The sequence below is a fragment of the Acinetobacter sp. P1332 genome (assembly GCF_044057475.1).
Taxonomy (GTDB): Bacteria; Pseudomonadota; Gammaproteobacteria; order Pseudomonadales; family Moraxellaceae; genus Acinetobacter; species Acinetobacter johnsonii.
The window spans coordinates 1,945,920-1,961,672 of record NZ_CP171157.1 but is presented as its reverse complement, the minus strand read 5'-3'; the positions used below and the strand labels follow the sequence as shown (position 1 = coordinate 1,961,672).

The following is a 15,753-nucleotide window of genomic DNA, read 5'->3' as shown; positions in this document are numbered from 1 at the left end:
CAGATGAATCATTTCTCAGCTTTCTGGACACGACTGTTTGCCTTGACACGTAAAGAATCCAAACAGCTGCTTCGTGATAAAAGTAGTATGGCGATCGGTTTCATTCTACCGATTATTTTAATTTTGCTGTTTGGTTATGGGCTGTCTTTCGACTTAACCAACGGACGAGTTGGGGTTGTCGAGCAACAGCCCACGCCACAGAGTCAGCAACTGATGAGTGGCTTAAACGGCTCTAAATACATTACCGTCAAGCACTATCCAAGCTTTAGCCAAGCTGAAGCCGCAATAGGCAAGGCTGAAATTGATGCCATCGTCAATATACCCAGCAACTTTGCGGAGCAATATACAAATGGAGTGGGTGTTGTTCAGGTCATTACCAATGGCCGTTCGACCAGTATTGCTTCGGCCTTGCAGGGCTATATTACCAGTGCGCTCAATACCGCCAGTTTGATACAAGCAGACCGAACAAATGCAGCTTCGGTGGGTAGCGTCATCACGGTTGAACAACGTATGTGGTTTAACGAGTCCGCAAATAGTACGTGGTTTTTAGTACCGGGTTTAATTGTCTTGATTTTGACTTTAGTCGGAGCATTTTTAACAGGTTTGCTGATTGCACGTGAGCGCGAGCGTGGCACTTTAGAAGCATTATATGTTACGCCCGTACGTCCTCTAGAAATTGTACTTTCAAAACTGGCGCCCTATATCGTGATTGGGATGATTGATATTGTGATGTGCTTAGTTGCAGCACATGTTCTGTTTGATGTACCCATTCGCGCATCACTACTCTCTGTCATGAGCGCTTCTTTTTTATATTTAATGGTGTCGTTACTGTTGGGGCTGATGATTTCAGGCCTATCAAAAAGTCAGTTTCAAGCCAGTCAGATGGCACTGCTTGCCAGCTTCATGCCCGCTTTGATGCTTTCAGGTTTTGTGTTCGACACACGAAACCTACCGCTAATTGTGCAAATCGTCAGCAATGTTTTACCTGCAACGCACTATATGACTTTGATTAAAACTCTATTACTCGGTGGTGATGATTGGTCTTTGTGGCTCAAAGAGTGTGGCATTTTATTGATTTATATCGTGCTATTCACAGCAATGACCGCGCGTACACTGAAAAAGCGCTTGGGCTAACGAAAGGAAAAATGGTGTTATGGCAACGTTAATGCGCTGGTTTCGTTATCTTTGGGTACTGATTCGAAAAGAGTTTTTAGCTATTTTAGTCGATCCAGCCAATCGGGTGACCTTAATCGCGCCTGTATTGATCCAAGCGGTCTTGTTTGGTTATGCCGCAAGTTATGATGTGAATCATGTTGATTATGCCGTGCTGGATCAAAGCCGAAGCCAAAGCTCACAACAAGTTTTAGCGCATTTAGATGGTTCAGGAATTTTTAAACGAACAGCAGATTTGCAAAATAATCAACAAATCCAACAGGTGATTAATGATCGAACAGCCTTGGCGGTCATCACCATTCCTGCTGATTTTGAGGATAAGCTAAATAATCAAGAGTCTTCGCCGATTCAAGTGATTCTAGATGGGGGAAACTCATCAACCGCAAGTATGGCGGGTTCTTACATCAGCAATGTAGTAGGGCAGGTCAATCAAGAACGTTTGGGAATCAACTCCGCGATCACGGTACAAGCGCGGACATGGTATAACCCGAATGTCGAGTCGAGATGGGGCATCATGCCATCTCTGATTGCAACCTTAAGTATGATGCAGACACTGTTACTTTCTGCACTTTCAGTAGCACGCGAGCGTGAACAAGGGACTTTTGATCAGCTCTTAGTTACACCTTATACCCCGACGCAGATTATGATTGGGAAGGCCATTCCGCCGATTATTATTGGAGTTATTCAATCTTCCATTATTTTAGCGATTATTCTTTTCTGGTTTCAGATCCCGATGAATGGCTCCTTGACCTTACTTTATTTTGGATTATTTGCCTTTAATATTGCCGTTGTGGGTGTGGGACTGTCGATTTCAGCAATTGCACTGAATATGCAACAAGCCATGCTGTATACTTTCTTTTTGATCATGCCTTTGACACTTTTATCTGGTTTACTAACTCCTGTGCAAAATATGCCTGAAGTATTGAATTGGCTGACTTATGCCAACCCGTTACGCTTTGGCATAGACTTGGTACAACGGGTGTATTTGGAAGGTGCGAGTTTTGCGCAAGTGAAATGGGACTTTGTACCGATGTTGATATTAGCCGTAATTACTTTGCCTTTAGCTGCGTGGTTATTTAGAAATCGTTTGTCATAAGAGAGTGATATCTTTATGTCTCGCTTATCGATACAGGCAGTGATCAGGCATTTGACGTTAAATAATGCAATCAATATCGGTTCATGATTAAAAAAAACGATTTTTGCATTGTATTTCTGGCTTAAGCTTTTTATTATTGCCCGCTTGTTTTCGCGATCAGCTTGGAATGGAACCTTGAGTAATTTTCTAACCGAACACCTGATTCATCGAGATGAAGACTTTATGGTCATCCATAAGCCTGCAGGTATACTCACCGTTCCGGGGAAGACAGAAGACTTACAAGATTGTATGATCAATCGTTTAGTCAAACTAGAACCTAAAACACTACTGATCCACCGTCTTGATCGCGATACCTCAGGTATCTTGGTTTTTGGTCTCAGCCGTTGGGGGCAAAAATCCATTTCTCGTCAGTTTCAAGAACGTCAAACCGATAAAACATATCAAGCGATTGTGGCTGGTCATTTAGATGGTCAGGGCACTGTTGATGTGCCTGTGATTTATGATCCATCCCGTCCACCGTTACATATTGCAGAGCCCAGTCATAACAAGCCTGCTTTGACGGAGTGGAAAGCCATTGAACATTTTGAAATACAGGGTCAGCCCGTGACTCGTGTGGCGCTCACCCCCATTACAGGGCGTTCACATCAACTTCGTGTACATATGCAGTTTTTAGGTCATCCTATCGTGGGAGATACGCTTTATGCTGCGCCTGACCAGCAAGATTTGATGCCGCGTTTGTGTTTACACGCAGAGCGTTTGAGTTTTCATCATCCCCAAACCAATGAACGTATCGAATTTATTTGTCCAGTACCATTTTAAGTACGTGGAATCATCAACTTTGCTCACTTTTTTAGTGAGCTTTATGTCAAAATATATTGCTTAAAGGTGTATAATTTTGCTCAAATATCAAACAATGTTTGAGCATTAAATTTGCAGTCCTAACTTGTAGATAAAGGTGGAAAAATTGCAGCAGTTTGCTATTGGTCAACGTTGGTTATCAGATACTGAAACGGAACTCGGTCTAGGAGTTCTTATTGATGTAGATGAGCGATCTGTCAGCATCTTATTCCCTAAAAGTGATGAAACACGTGTATATGCACGGAATAATGCACCTTTATCACGTATCATTTTTAACGTGAACGATGAATTACAAGATCAAGAAGGCACCAAGTGGACGGTTGAATCACATGAAGACCGTCATGGTGTGGTGCGTTATAATGTTGTTCGTCGCTTAGAAGATAGTACGGAAGAACGTAAATCACTGAATGAGACTCGCATTGGCGCTCAAATTCAGCTGTCTAAACCGCTTGATCGCTTATTGGCAAGCCAAATTGACTATAAAGAATGGTACGACTTACGTATTGAAGCAATGCTGATGCAAGCCAATATGAAGTCGAGCCCTTTACGTGGCATGGTCGGTTCACGTGTCGGTTTGATTCCTCATCAGTTGTATATTGCACACGAAGTGGGTCAGCGTTTTGCTCCCCGTGTCCTTTTAGCCGATGAAGTGGGCTTAGGTAAAACCATTGAAGCTGGATTAATCATCCATCAACAGCTTAAAACGGGCCGTTCAGAACGCATCCTAATTTTGGTACCCGATTCACTGCAATATCAGTGGATGATTGAAATGCGTCGTCGTTTCAATTTGAACTTCTCATTATTTGATTTAACCCGTACGGCTTCAATCAAAGAACATGACCCTGAACTGAATCCATTCCTGACTGAACAATGCATTATTGCGTCAATCGATTTGATGATTGACCATGATGACTTGCGTGAACAAGCCCTAGAAGCTGGTTTCGATCTGTTGGTGGTCGATGAAGCACATCACTTGATGTGGAATGAAGAAGACGGTGGCAATGACCGCTATGACTTGATCGAAGAGCTAGCAGAAAAAACACCGGGTGTTTTACTGTTAACGGCAACCCCAGAACAGCTGGGTGTGGAAAGTCACTTTGCGCGTTTACGTTTACTTGACCCGCAGCGTTTTAGTTCGCTGGATCGTTTCTTGGATGAAGAAACCCAGTATCAACAAACTGCAAAAATTGCTGAAGTACTGATGTCAGATATGCCACTTGAAGAAGGGCATTTGGCTGCATTGGAGGGTTTGCTAGGGCATCGCATTGAAGATGCACCCGAACAACGTTTCCGTGCCATTCATGAGCTTTTAGACCGTCATGGTACAGGGCGTATTTTGTTCCGTAACACCCGTGAGGCCATTCAAGGTTTCCCAGGTCGTGACTGTCAGCCTGCACCTTTGCCTGCACCAGAAAACTGGTCTAAAGATGGTAAATTGCGTGAACAAATGTGGCCAGAAGAAGCACAGCTTGACGGTGCATGGATGGAAGCTGACCCGCGTGTCATGTGGCTCATGGAAAAACTACGTACAGATTTAAAACACAAAAAAGTGTTGTTGATTGCACGTAGTGGTCCAGTAGTTGAAGCGCTTGAAAATGTACTCCGTTTACATGCGGGTATTCGTACCGCTATGTTCCATGAAGGCATGAGTTTACTTGAGCGTGACCAAGCGTCGGCCTACTTTGCTGAAGAATCTTATGGTGCACAAATTTTACTGTGCTCTGAAATTGGTTCTGAAGGTCGTAACTTCCAGTTTGCATCAGATTTGATTTTATTTGACTTGCCTGCAAACCCAGATGTACTTGAACAACGTATTGGTCGTTTAGACCGTATTGGTCAAGAAAACCGGATTCAAATTCATGTGCCGTATCTAATTGGTACAGCGCAAGAACGTATGTTCCGTTGGTATAACGAAGCCTTGAATATTTTCAGTAATATCTCGCCAACTGCTCAAACTTTACAAGAAAACTTTATTGTTGAATTGAAAGATTGTTTACTGACAGATCAAGGTCAGCAGTTTGATGACTTACTCGAAGCGGTCAGCGTACAACGTGAAGCCTTAGAAGCAGAGTTACAATCAGGTCGCGACCGTTTGCTTGAATACAACTCTTGTCGTCCAATTGTGGCGCAAGAAATTGTGCAAGCGCTTGAGTCTTATGATGACAACACCACTTTGCCAATGTTTATGAAGCGTTTTATGGCGTCGACAAACATTGATTTTGACGAGCAAAGCAATGGTACAGTCATCATTAAACCAACCGATCAAATGCAAGTTCAAGGTTTAACCTTGGACGAAGAAGGCATGACTGCAACCTTCTACCGCGATCAAGCTCAGATACGTGAAGATGCTCAGTATTTAACCCTTGAACATCCATTTACTGAAAGTGTGATGGAAATGATCAACACTCAAGGTTTTGGTAGTACCAACGTTGCAGTGTTGAAGTCAGCTGCTTTACCACAAGGTTCGGTGTTGTTAGAAGTGTGGTTTAAGGTCGATGTGGTTGCACCGAAAGCATTGAATTTGCCTTCAAGCTTACCGCAGCAGCTGGTTCGCGTTTTGTTGAGTGAAAAGGGTCAAGACCTGTCGCAGAAAATTGCGCCTGAAATCTTAAAACCATATTTACATCATTTGGATGGTAATAGCTGTCGCCAAGTCGTGAAAGCACGCCGTGAAGTGATTGAACAGCGTTATGTACAAGCATTAGAGCTTGCACGTGCGGCTTTACCGAGCTTTGTGCAACAGGCGAAAGAAGTCTACGGCAGTAAGTGGCAATACGAAATTGACCGTCTGACTTACTTAAAGCAGTTTAATCCGAGTATTCGTGAAGACGAAATTTCACGTCTACAAAAACTGCAAAAAGAAGGTCTTGGTTTGCTAGATGGCCTATCGGTTACACCAGAAGCAATTCAAGTGATGGTTGTGGTTAAACCATAATTGGAATTGCTGTATGAAAAGCACCTTTGGGTGCTTTTTTAATGGATCCTTAAAAAAGGGATGTCTAAGTTGTATTTGAAAAGTAATTCATTGAAATTTTAAGCGCTTGCTTATGCTAGAATTTTCGCCATTAAAACTCTAATGTATCGAACAATAAATTATGTCTAAAGCTCTAGTAACAATGGGTTCAAAAACAACACATGGTGGCATAGTCACTGAGTGTGAAAACAGTTTTGTGATCAATGGTATTGCTGTGCATTTAAATGGAATGAAGCACTTTTGTCCAAAGTGTCGAATGGTGGTTTCTGCGATTGCAGCAGATCAGAGTACAACGGTCTTGGGGCGTGCTGTGGTGATTGCAGGAGACAAAACCAACTGTGGCGCTACTTTCTTAGGCAATCAAAATCTAACTGTTTCTGCAAAGTGATCTCAGATCTATCCCAGAATATTTTTAAAAATTGGCCGAAGTGATCAAAGTCCATGACTTAGGATTCATCCTGCGCCATTTCGTTTGGATTAAAAAAAGATTATGGTAAATAGGCTATAAAACAATAGATCTGAATGACATGAGCAAACCAGCCTTACACTTTACCCATGCAAACGGCATTCCCTCGGGCAGCTATCAAAAATTCTTCCAATTTTTAAATCAAGATTTTGATGTCAAAGCGATCCCGATGATTGGTCTAGATCCTCACTATCCCGTGGAATACCGTTGGGAAGCGTTGGTGGATCAAGTTATTTCAGATATTGAACAGCAGTTTCCACGGCAACAAGTGATTGGTTTAGGGCATTCTTTTGGCTCTTTACTCACACTTATGGCGGCCTATAAAAAACCACAGTTGTTTTCGCAAGTGATTATCATGGACCCACCGTTTGTGATCGGTTCAAAAGCCTTTTTATTTGAAGCGTTACAAAAGCTGGGATCAAAGTCCATTGAAAAACTTACCCCAGCTGCGGTGACCGTCAAACGGCGTGATCATTGGGAAAGTATTGAGCAGGCCAGTCAGGTGCTCAGACCGAATCGTATTTTTAAAGACTTTGATGAACAGTGTTTTGCAGACTTTATAGCGTGTGGTTTAAAAAGTGATCCGACTCGAAATGGGGTGACGCTAACCATTCCCAAACATACTGAAGCTGAGATCTTCAGGACAGTGCCTGCATGGTGGTGGCGTACCCCACGCAAAGCACCTGATATGCCGATTCATGTGTTGACTGCAAAAGATAGCCATTTCTATAAGCAAGGTTTACCCCAAGGGATGAAAAAAACCTATGCGATCGACTATAGTGTGCTTGAAGGCGGGCATATGTTTCCGCTAGAACAACCGAAACAGACCGCAGAATTTGTACACCAGCTCATTAAAGAGCAACAGCGAAACAAATAAGAAAATATTTCTGTGAGTCTGTTGAGTGTAATAACAGATTAGCGAATCATCGCCTCATCCAAATGACGTGAACCTTCCAAAATCATGCGAATCATGATCATGGTTTGTTCAGCCATTTTTTTACGCTCTACACTTGGCATATCAATCACTTTGGCACCCATATTGAAAACCAATTGGGTGATTGCCATGGACACCAATTCAGGGTGGAAGAGTTTGCTATTATTTAAACGTTCTAAACGAATTAAATCGTCTTTCAGTTCTTGTTGGAAATAATTCAACTGTCTTTCGACCGCATTTTTATAAGATGCCGAACCCGTATATGCTTCGCGTAATAGCAGGCTTAAGTTGCCATCATCCGCATCGAGTTGTTCAATAAAAACTTCGACTGAGCTACGAATAATACTTTCTTGGCGAATGGCCTTGATCCGTGCTTCATGCAAAATTTGGCGTAGCACAACACCTGCACGTTCAATCAACTCGATAGCCAGTTCATCGGTATCTTTAAAATGACGATAAAAACTATTCGGCGCAATGCCTGCTTCACGTGCGACTTCACGCAAGCTCAGGGATGCAATACTTTTTTCAGGACCAATCAAATTTAAAGCAGCTTGAAACAGTTCATCTTTTGTAATCGTTGCTTTTCGACCAACACTACGTGCAAGCACTGGTGCATGTTTTTTTGAAGCTTCATGCTCTGTGTTGGTTGTATGGGTTTGAATGGTGGTCGGTGTCATATTTATCAAGCAATTAAATCAATCGGTTCATTATAGCCCCACTGGTCGGCATTGTGAAACGAAACGAAACAATCAGAGTATATATACAAATATATATACATGTGTATAATAATTAAAAATCTATGGCGTGGTCCTTTACTATGCAGATCCTTGAAAAAACTAAATCTCCTTTAACTGAGTATGCTGAGAGTGTTATAGACCGACACACTGCTAACTTTTGGCTTCAAAAAATCAACCCACTTTGGTCGATATACCAAGCTTTGGGTAAAGTGGTAAAAAAAGAGCAAGTTGCACACGATATGGTGAGTTTAACGCTGCAAACCAATCGTCATTTTCAAATGGGGCAAGCGGGGCAACACCATCCTGTATATGTCGTGGTGCAAGGCGTACGTTATGAACGTACCTATAGTTTGACCCAGATTGATGCGCAACATGTCTTACTCAATGTAAAAATGGTAGACCAAGGCAAGGCAAGTCATTGGCTATGTGAGCAGGCTCAAATCGGCGATGTCTTAGAATTCGGCCAGCCTTATGGCGATATGCAATTGACTGTAAATGATCAACAGCTAATTTTACTTGCTGCGGGCAGTGGTATTACCCCCATGCTGAGTTTACTGAAACGTTTAGAGAAGACTGCCAAGCTTAAAAAGCAGCATGTACATTTGATGTATTGGGTGAAAAAACATACTGATGCAGCTTTCAAAGCATATTTTGAGCAGTTGGCAGCACAATACTCAAACTTTACATTCAGCATGTTTTATACCCAAGAATCAGATGAAGGTGAGCGTTTAAACCAAAACCATATGTCTGGATTGGATCAGATTGAAAATGCAACGGTATATGCATGTGGCCCTTCAGGTTTTGTGGCTACGGTTGAGCAGCTTTTCGCTCATGCTAACACCTTAAAAACTGAAGCTTTTAGCATGAGTCCATTTGCAAACGATGATGTTGGTTTTGTGAATATTACCTTAACAAAGTCGAAAAAGATTTTAAGCATTCCAAAAGGTCAATCTATTCTTGCAAGTTTGGAACAGCAAAATGTGAAGCCTCAACATGGCTGCCGTATGGGAATCTGTAACAAATGTGCCTGCAACAAAGTGGAAGGTTCAACCAAAAACTTGGTCAATGGTGCACAAAATTCTGAGCCTGGAAATTTTCTAAAAATTTGTGTCAATACGGCACAAACCGATCTTATTGTTGATTTATAAGGGGAATAAATACAATGAATATGCCTGTTAAAGTTGAATATTTTAAAAACCCGAAGAATCGTGAGTTAACGACATTTGAGTTAGATGAACTTGCACGTGAGCTAGATGCCATTAAGCAAGAAGTACTGGATGATATTGGCGAGAAAGATGCGCAATATATTCGTCGTGTCTATGCAGCGGTGCGTTATGCATCTATTGCAGGTCGTGCATGTTTATTTGCAGGTTGGTTCCCACCTGCATGGGTGTTGGGCACGGGCTTGCTGAGTTTTGCCAAGATTATGGAAAACATGGAATTAGGTCATAACGTGATGCACGGTCAATATGACTGGATGAACGACCCTAAGTTTAATGGTCAAAACTATGAGTGGGACATCGTAGGTACAGCAGACAATTGGCGTCAGACCCATAACTACAAGCATCATACCTATACCAATATTAAAGGAATGGATGATGACATTGGATATGGTCTGCTTCGATTATTCCCAGAACAACGTTGGAAACCGGGCTTTTTATTGCAACCGATTTATAGCATTCCATTTTGTTTGTTGTTCCAATGGGGCGTTGCGATCCAAAACTTGGAATTAGGCAAATACTTCAAGGGACGTAAAAGCAAAGCGCAGACTTTAGCTGAATGGAAACCTATGCAGCGCAAAATTGGTAAACAATTGTTTAAAGATTATGTGTTTTTCCCACTCATTGCAGGGCCTGCGGCGTTGCCTGTGTTTACAGGGAATTTGGTTGCAAATGGTATCCGCAATATGTGGACATTTAGTGTGATTTTCTGTGGTCACTTCACCAAAGACGTTGAAGTTTTCCCGAAAAAAGTACTGGAAAATGAAAGCCGTGGTCACTGGTACATGCGCCAAATTCGTGGTTCGTCGAATTTAACTGGTTCAGAAGCATTCCATATTTTGACAGGGCACTTAAGTCATCAAATTGAGCATCACTTATACCCAGACGTACCTGCGCGTCGTTACCGCAAAATGGCACCGAAAGTACAAGCGGTGTGTGAAAAGTATGGCATTAACTATAACAATGCCAGCTTATTAAAACAGTATGGTAGCGTCATCAAACGTATTGTGAAATATGCGTTTCCCTTTAAAAAGTAAGTAAAAAGCCACTTCATTTGAAGTGGCTTTTTTTGTTATTTACTAAATTGACGTAATGTCTTTACCAGATGATTGTAATCACCTTGTTTGGCGATATTGAGCACATGTTCAATTTCGTGTTTTAACCATTTTTGTTTTGAAGCATTAAAAGCGAACTGCGCCAATAATACAAAGGGACTTTCACCGAATTTGATCGAAAGACCTTTGACATACTTGGGTGGAGATAACTGTTCCATACTGATGCCTTTTTATAATTTAAGTGGAATGGTTCTCAAAATATTTTTATTAGGCAAAATTTATCATAAATATATTTTTTGGTAAATAAAACATGCTGAATTTTAATAATAAATATTTTAAAAAATTCAACATGATTAATTATTAATCTATTCTTAATAATTAGCTTATTTGACGATGATTTGATGTTTTTGACAAGTCGGGAAGGCTTAAATCTGTCCCTACCAAATAGCTAAAATCAGCCAAAGACAACATTTGTTTATCTTCAATGCTATTCCCATAAGCATAAACGGCATGATAGCTATCTAGCTCATATTTTTCTTGGATACGTTGAGCTTTGTACTCACAGCTACAGTCCGCAGTCAGATAGCGCCCTGTATAGCGTTGTTGGTCTTGTTCAACTCTGGTACAGATCAGTTCAATTGAGAGTATTTCACACACATATTTTAAATAGATATCAATTGAAGCAGAGACCAAAACCACATCATCGCCCAAACTTTGGTGTTGTTTTAGTTGCCTATAAAGTGCTGGGTTGAGTCCTTTGATTAAGACTTCTGCATAGCGTTTTGCATAAGCGTCAATTTCGCTCACTTCAGCTTGCTTAAACATCGCATGGAAGAGTTTAGAGCGCATATGATGGGCAGGATAAAAACCTAAATAATAACTTTGAATATAAGGCAGAACTTTTAAGCCTTGTAGAGCAATATGCCGTTTTGAATGTACATAGAAGATGAACCCTGTAAAACTGTCTTTGTCATACAGGGTACCATCAAAGTCAAATAAGGCTAGATTTTTATGCGCTTTGCACGTTGCATGCATGTTTGATAACGTCCATTGACACGAGTGGCAAACCAGTTGGTATTATAGTCACGGCTGAGCTTTGGACCAGAAATGACAACTTCTGGCATCATGGCATAGAAAGGTTCTTTTTTAGTGACTTCTTGATAAAGCTTAGCCACCGCGCGATAGGTTGCTGTATCTTCAAATTTCTTCTCTTTCTCTTTTTTCAGGTCAGAGCGAATTTGACGCGGCGTAACCAAAATATTGTGCTGAGCGAAAACACTGATGAGTTCACGTTCTGATTGGCTTTTTGCAGATTTAGGTGAGCCATCTTTGCCATAAAGTAACAGGTCGCCGTCTAAATCAAGTTCTGCTTCAGTTAAGTCATTCAACATACTTTGGAAGGCTGCATTTCGACTTGAGTACATACCTGAGTTATAGTCGGCAAAACGGTAGAGCGGTTTGTCATAGTCAGCAGGGTACATCATCAGGCGGTGAATACCGTAATACAGACCACCATATTGGCTATAAAGGTCGGTACGTAGGTCAGCCATGCTGCCACCTTCACGTTTATTATCTTTGGCATAACCGATATGCACTTGCATTGAACCCAACGTGGTAATCGGGTTCATTTTTTCGCCTACGTCCTGACCGACAAGTTTGGCTGCACCTGTGAGCGCACTGACGTGATAGTGCTTTGACATATAGTCAAAAATTTCACGGTACAGTTCATCCAGTTCGCGTTCTGTTTTAACGCGGCGCATTTGACTTAAATAGTTATCTTCAGGACTCGGCTGCTCTTTTAAAACCTGTTGGAAATAGCCTGCGATGGTGCCACCAATGGCATCGCCGAGCTTATCTTTAAATTTTTCATCTAAGCGATCTTGGACTTCTTTAACCGCTTTTTCACCTAAACCATAAACTTGTGGATCTGCAACAAAGTTAGACTCTTGATCAACCACGGCAATGATCGAACACATATTCTCTTTATTTTGAGGAATGCCAAACTGTTCTGAAATATCGTAAATATCTTCAGCCCATGAACGGCGGTCATTTACGCGTCCAGGAATGATGCGTGCGATTTGTTCAGCATTGAGCTTAGGCTCATCATCTGTCCACCATGAACGATCACCGCAGGCAGTTAAGCCTATAGATATGGCCAAGACACTTAGTGTTTTTAAACCAGAAGAAAGAAACAGCTTTTTATTCATAAACAGAGAACACATGATAAAAGGTGAGCCGAAACAGCAGTTGCAGTATACTATGTCGGTCGAAAAAGTGATGAGTTTATATGTATATTGGTCGATATCAACTGTCAAATCATTTGATTGCTGTTCCGATGCTGGGTGGGTTCGATTATTAAGGATAATGAGTATTATTTAGTCTGTTATCGGTTTTATTATGACGGCTGGCGCAAAATTTGTGCAATAGATTGAGGAGAGTTTAACTTATGATATTTCCATTTTTTGAAATTCTTTTTTTTAATAAATTAAACAGAAAATAGTTCAATGAATAGGATGACAACTTTAAAAGGCATCTAATTCCTAATACAACTCACGCTTAAGAGATAGGATAGGCCTTACTTTGTCATTACAAGTCATCTTTGGGCGTGACCATCATGCAAAAAAGATATCAAAACGATGTTTCTAATTTTCGATGAACTATGAACAATAGTTATGGAGTACAGCCAAAGGCTCGATAACAAGCCTCAAAAGCTTATCAAAGAGTAGGCTTTTCTATTTGTGCTATAGTTTAATTGTTACTTAGCAGGCAGAACAATATGAATATCTGTATTGGTGGTGACTTGGATGGTCAAGTAGTGATTTTAAATAAGATGCGATTTAATGCAAAAGAGATAGATCAAAATAAATCATCGAGCTATATCAAGCAAAAGTATGTTAAGGGCGATCAAGTCTTTAATTTTTGGCGACATGCAGAAATGAAAATATGGGATGTTACTCATCAAGTTGAGTTGATTTTAGGAAAGAAAAATTAGCTAGAAGCGGGTAAATAAGCTTTATTCGCTTTTAGTGAAGATTTTCTTATCAATATCGATGAAAAAGCATTTCATGTGGGGTTGGGTGGTAGCAATAAAATAATATGTTAAGGTCTATCTATTGCGCGCTAAAAAGCTTATAGTGATAGTGTATTAGAATTATTTATTTTATTGTATTTACTAAAGTTATTTCGCAATTGATTCAACTCTGCGGTTTATCCGATGTATATGATTTAAAAGATTAATTCTTATATTTTTCAAAATTTAAGAGAATATTTATGTCAAACATTACAACTGGTACCGTTAAGTGGTTTAATGAAACTAAAGGCTTTGGTTTTATTTCTAGCGATACTGGAGAAGACGTTTTTGCACACTTTAGCGAAATCCAATCAAACGGTTTCAAAGTGTTGAATGAAGGTCAACGTGTTCAGTTTACGATTGTAGCTGGCAAAAAAGGCCCTCAAGCAAGCTCTATCACAGTAATCTAAGAATATTGTGAATTAAAAAACCCGCTTCAGTTAGCGGGTTTTTTAATGGCAGCTTGTTTACTATTCGTTGTTAAGATCCCGTAATTCCGCTGCCTTTAGGGATTGATAGAATCTTCAGTTAAACAGGTAACGATATGAGTTCATGGAAAAATTAGTTAGAAAAGCACATCAAAATGATTTAACAGACATCGCAGAAATTCATCACAAATCATTTATACGTCAAGCAGATTCTAAGCAATGGATAGCATCAACACTTGCGGCTTATCCTCGGTTTTTTGTCACGTAATCGTGTCTGATAAAACGGTTGGCTATATTTTTTGGGCTCAAAAGTCTGGCTTTCGAGAGGAAGTGATACTGGAACTAGATCAAATAGCGATCCATCCAGATTTTCAAGGTTTGGGATTAAGCAAAAAACTAATTATAGACTCGCTTAAGGACGTTGAGAATGAATTATTGCAAAGAAATCAGAAGATAAAAAACGTACTGGTGACGACAGGCGTGAATAACTTCGCAAGAAAAATTTATGAAGATTTGTTAGGTGCTCAAGAAGTTGCAATTATCTCTGATTTATATAGTGCACCTGAAGTTTATTTAAAAGCAGATCGAAAAGATTTAGTTTTTTAGCCTGAATGGCTTATTTAAAAAATATATGAACAAATATTAATTGATCTATAAGAAATCTTTTGAAGGACTGATTAAGAATAGTAGAAAAATCCCTAGATAAAGGGATTTCAATGCCAAGTAATCAATATGAGAATAGGAATGAGGTGAAATTGTGATATTTGCTATGACACCCTAAAAGACTCTAGGAACGAGTTTAGTGATGAAAGTGTAAAAGCTGACTCGGAAAAATGGAGTGATTTATGAGTATTGTTGAATTACATGAAGTGAAGCGCCACTTACACTATGCCGATGATAGCAATGATGCCTCATTAAAAAGCTTTATTGTTGCTGCTGACGCTATAATTAAAAATTATATTACAGATAATTTTGGATCGGAATATCCATCTGCCATTAAACAAGCTGCTTTACTATTAATTGAATACTGGGAACAGCACAGAAAAGATGGGGGAGAGGTGTCTGTGAATGGTAACTACCTCCCGATACCCGTACTCTCTTTGCTTAATCTATATCGTAAGCCCACTGTTTGATAGGTGATGTAGATAATTGTATGTATCTTTAGGCATGGTATATTTGAAATCACTGCATTGTAATTGAGAATTATTTGCATTTATTGGGTTTGTGCGTTAGAATCAATTTCAAGAATAAAATAAAATTTGACAATGATGTTTCATTAACCCAGCTCTATTGATTCTCCAGAGGCTGGGTTTTTTATCTGCTTTAACAAAAAATAAAATTAGGTTAAATTATACCGATTGTTAAAATAATTATGAGAATAAAAGATCATGAACAAAAAATTTGAATTACATGTACTCAGCCAAATCTATGACTTTCTAATTGAAAGAGAAGGATTCACTGCTCTGAATCTTCATTTTAAAGTTATGGAATTCTTTAGGGAGTTACATGTGGGGGATAAGAGGAATTTTGTTGTTTTGGCCCCGAATAAAATTTCAGGTAATTTCGGTGAGGTTACTCATATTCATTTATTAAATATTCCACATTTCCATGAAAAGGAAAAATTTATTCATTGGGCACATAAAGCTCTAAATCGCTAAGCACCTCATTTGTAAGAAGAGAATCATGTTGTTTCATAAATTAAACATTTAAATCTCTAGATTTTGATAAGTTATATTTTTAAA

18 protein-coding genes are annotated in these 15,753 nt (G+C 39.9%); 14 read left to right on the top strand and 4 right to left on the bottom strand.

The annotated features are described in order from the left end of the window. Positions 1-3 precede the first annotated feature (3 nt). From ACFN7Z_RS09595 to ACFN7Z_RS09570, 6 genes are all read left to right on the top strand, one after another. The gene (locus ACFN7Z_RS09595; protein ID WP_148826238.1) at positions 4-1,134 is read left to right on the top strand and encodes an ABC transporter permease; all 1,131 of its coding nucleotides are present in this window, start codon (positions 4-6) and stop codon (positions 1,132-1,134) included. 19 nt (positions 1,135-1,153) lie between these two features. Beyond that, positions 1,154-2,269 carry an ABC transporter permease gene (locus ACFN7Z_RS09590; RefSeq protein ID WP_159151850.1) on the top strand — a complete coding sequence of 372 codons (1,116 nt, stop codon included), beginning with the start codon at positions 1,154-1,156 and terminating at the stop codon, positions 2,267-2,269. A gap of 174 nt (positions 2,270-2,443) precedes the next feature. Continuing rightward, complete coding sequence (locus ACFN7Z_RS09585) at positions 2,444-3,088, top strand: RluA family pseudouridine synthase (protein WP_010326546.1); 645 nt, start codon at positions 2,444-2,446, stop codon at positions 3,086-3,088. Positions 3,089-3,224: 136 nt separating this feature from the next. Continuing rightward, on the top strand, positions 3,225-6,062 hold the full coding sequence (gene rapA, locus ACFN7Z_RS09580; protein WP_058869470.1) for an RNA polymerase-associated protein RapA: 2,838 nt from the start codon (positions 3,225-3,227) through the stop codon (positions 6,060-6,062). A 160-nt stretch (positions 6,063-6,222) separates the two neighbouring features. Further along, positions 6,223-6,489, top strand: a complete 267-nt coding sequence (locus tag ACFN7Z_RS09575) for a PAAR domain-containing protein (RefSeq protein WP_005399638.1) — start codon at positions 6,223-6,225, stop codon at positions 6,487-6,489. Between the two features lie 139 nt (positions 6,490-6,628). After that, positions 6,629-7,444 (top strand): alpha/beta fold hydrolase, encoded by an 816-nt coding sequence (locus tag ACFN7Z_RS09570; protein ID WP_126036218.1) that lies wholly within the window; start codon positions 6,629-6,631, stop codon positions 7,442-7,444. A gap of 38 nt (positions 7,445-7,482) precedes the next feature. On the opposite strand, the gene fabR is transcribed toward ACFN7Z_RS09570, so the two are convergent. Continuing rightward, the gene (fabR, locus tag ACFN7Z_RS09565) at positions 7,483-8,178 is read right to left on the bottom strand and encodes an HTH-type transcriptional repressor FabR (protein WP_004693528.1); all 696 of its coding nucleotides are present in this window, start codon (positions 8,176-8,178) and stop codon (positions 7,483-7,485) included. Between the two features lie 140 nt (positions 8,179-8,318). Here fabR and ACFN7Z_RS09560 point away from each other — a divergent pair, with 140 nt between their 5' ends. Both ACFN7Z_RS09560 and ACFN7Z_RS09555 read left to right on the top strand, forming a co-directional pair. Further along, a complete protein-coding gene (locus ACFN7Z_RS09560) occupies positions 8,319-9,386 on the top strand; it encodes a ferredoxin reductase (protein ID WP_159151849.1) in 1,068 nt (355 codons plus the stop codon). 14 nt (positions 9,387-9,400) lie between these two features. Further along, a complete protein-coding gene (locus ACFN7Z_RS09555) occupies positions 9,401-10,495 on the top strand; it encodes an acyl-CoA desaturase (RefSeq protein WP_010326551.1) in 1,095 nt (364 codons plus the stop codon). Positions 10,496-10,530: 35 nt separating this feature from the next. On the opposite strand, the gene ACFN7Z_RS09550 is transcribed toward ACFN7Z_RS09555, so the two are convergent. The 3 genes from ACFN7Z_RS09550 to ACFN7Z_RS09540 all read right to left on the bottom strand — a co-directional run bounded on the left by ACFN7Z_RS09550 (position 10,531) and on the right by ACFN7Z_RS09540 (position 12,720). Next, complete coding sequence (locus ACFN7Z_RS09550) at positions 10,531-10,731, bottom strand: hypothetical protein (RefSeq protein WP_010326552.1); 201 nt, start codon at positions 10,729-10,731, stop codon at positions 10,531-10,533. Between the two features lie 160 nt (positions 10,732-10,891). Beyond that, on the bottom strand, positions 10,892-11,548 hold the full coding sequence (locus ACFN7Z_RS09545; protein ID WP_010326553.1) for an HAD-IB family hydrolase: 657 nt from the start codon (positions 11,546-11,548) through the stop codon (positions 10,892-10,894). Beyond that, complete coding sequence (locus ACFN7Z_RS09540) at positions 11,515-12,720, bottom strand: DUF1615 family protein (RefSeq protein WP_004980175.1); 1,206 nt, start codon at positions 12,718-12,720, stop codon at positions 11,515-11,517. The genes ACFN7Z_RS09545 and ACFN7Z_RS09540 overlap by 34 nt, the downstream gene beginning before the upstream one ends. A 569-nt stretch (positions 12,721-13,289) precedes the next feature. Between ACFN7Z_RS09540 and ACFN7Z_RS09535 the strand changes: the two genes are divergently transcribed. The 6 genes from ACFN7Z_RS09535 to ACFN7Z_RS09510 all read left to right on the top strand — a co-directional run bounded on the left by ACFN7Z_RS09535 (position 13,290) and on the right by ACFN7Z_RS09510 (position 15,669). Beyond that, the gene (locus ACFN7Z_RS09535; RefSeq protein ID WP_004693517.1) at positions 13,290-13,505 is read left to right on the top strand and encodes a hypothetical protein; all 216 of its coding nucleotides are present in this window, start codon (positions 13,290-13,292) and stop codon (positions 13,503-13,505) included. Positions 13,506-13,783: 278 nt separating this feature from the next. After that, on the top strand, positions 13,784-13,993 hold the full coding sequence (locus tag ACFN7Z_RS09530) for a cold-shock protein (protein WP_004693516.1): 210 nt from the start codon (positions 13,784-13,786) through the stop codon (positions 13,991-13,993). 142 nt (positions 13,994-14,135) lie between these two features. Then, positions 14,136-14,279 (top strand): hypothetical protein, encoded by a 144-nt coding sequence (locus ACFN7Z_RS09525; RefSeq protein WP_224466390.1) that lies wholly within the window; start codon positions 14,136-14,138, stop codon positions 14,277-14,279. 2 nt (positions 14,280-14,281) lie between these two features. Continuing rightward, positions 14,282-14,617 carry an N-acetyltransferase gene (locus ACFN7Z_RS09520; protein ID WP_263507264.1) on the top strand — a complete coding sequence of 112 codons (336 nt, stop codon included), beginning with the start codon at positions 14,282-14,284 and terminating at the stop codon, positions 14,615-14,617. A 239-nt stretch (positions 14,618-14,856) separates the two neighbouring features. After that, positions 14,857-15,144 (top strand): head-tail connector protein, encoded by a 288-nt coding sequence (locus ACFN7Z_RS09515; protein ID WP_010326555.1) that lies wholly within the window; start codon positions 14,857-14,859, stop codon positions 15,142-15,144. Positions 15,145-15,399: 255 nt separating this feature from the next. Next, positions 15,400-15,669 (top strand): hypothetical protein, encoded by a 270-nt coding sequence (locus ACFN7Z_RS09510; protein WP_010326556.1) that lies wholly within the window; start codon positions 15,400-15,402, stop codon positions 15,667-15,669. The last annotated feature ends 84 nt before the right edge of the window (positions 15,670-15,753 follow it).